This is a genomic window from Streptomyces sp. adm13(2018) (assembly GCF_008042145.1).
Taxonomy (GTDB): Bacteria; Actinomycetota; Actinomycetes; order Streptomycetales; family Streptomycetaceae; genus Streptomyces.
The window spans coordinates 1-821 of sequence record NZ_RDBH01000116.1 but is presented as its reverse complement, the minus strand read 5'-3'; the positions used below and the strand labels follow the sequence as shown (position 1 = coordinate 821).

At 75.5% G+C, this 821-nt stretch carries 2 protein-coding genes; both read left to right on the top strand.

Going from position 1 to position 821, the window contains the following annotated elements:
• Nucleotides 1–35: 35 nt before the first annotated feature.
• Entirely contained in the window at nt 36–395 is a 360-nt protein-coding gene (locus EAO70_RS15045) for an arsenate reductase family protein (RefSeq protein ID WP_148003498.1), read from the top strand.
• Between the two features lie 148 nt (nt 396–543).
• Nucleotides 544–821 (top strand): GntR family transcriptional regulator (locus tag EAO70_RS15040; protein ID WP_148003497.1); only part of this gene is annotated, 278 nt, incomplete at its 3' end.

The following is an 821-nucleotide window of genomic DNA, read 5'->3' as shown; positions in this document are numbered from 1 at the left end:
GTGGTGGAGCGGACCCTGGGGGGTACCGTGGGGCCATGGAGATCTGGATCAATCCCGCCTGTTCCAAGTGTCGCAGCGCCCTCACCCTTCTCGACGCCGAGGGCGCCGACTACACCGTGCGCCGCTACCTGGAGGACGTGCCCTCGCCCGAGGAGATCCACCAGGTGCTCGACCGCCTCGGGCTCGAACCGTGGGACATCACCCGGACGCAGGAGGCCGCCGCCAAGGAGCTCGGCGTGAAGGACTGGGCCCGCGACGCCGGAAGCCGCGAGCGGTGGATCGAGGCCCTCTCCGCGCACCCGAAGCTCATCCAGCGCCCGATCATCACCGCCGAGGACGGCACGGCCGTCGTCGGCCGCACGGAGGAGGCCGTCCGGGACGCGCTCTCCCGATAGGGGTCGGCGACGAACTCCCGGGCCGGGTCCGGGGCGTCCCGTCCTCCTCGCGACGCCCGCGACGCCCCTGACCCGCCTTCGGCGCTACGCTCGCCGGCGGGACCGAGAAGGCCGCGGGCGGCCTCGTGAGCGATGGTGAGGAGCACCCGTGACCGCAGCCGAGGACGGCGGGCTCGGCGTCGACCTGCACCTGGAGCTGAGCGCCGCCGGCGGCCGCCGGACCGCCCTCATCGCCGCGCTGCGCGAGGCCGTACGCGGCGGGCGACTGGCCCCGGGGACCCGGCTGCCGCCCTACCGCTCGCTCGCCGCCGACCTCGGCGTCGCCCGCAACACCGTCGCCGACGCCTACGCCGAACTCGTCGCCGAGGGCTGGCTCACCTCCCGCCAGGGCTCCGGGACCCGCGTCGCCGACCGGGTCGCCGCACC

Coding starts and splice junctions, on each gene's coding strand:
- EAO70_RS15045 (WP_148003498.1), top strand. CDS start 36: ATGGAGATCTGGATCAATCCCGCCTGTTCCAAGTGTCGCAGCGCCCTC.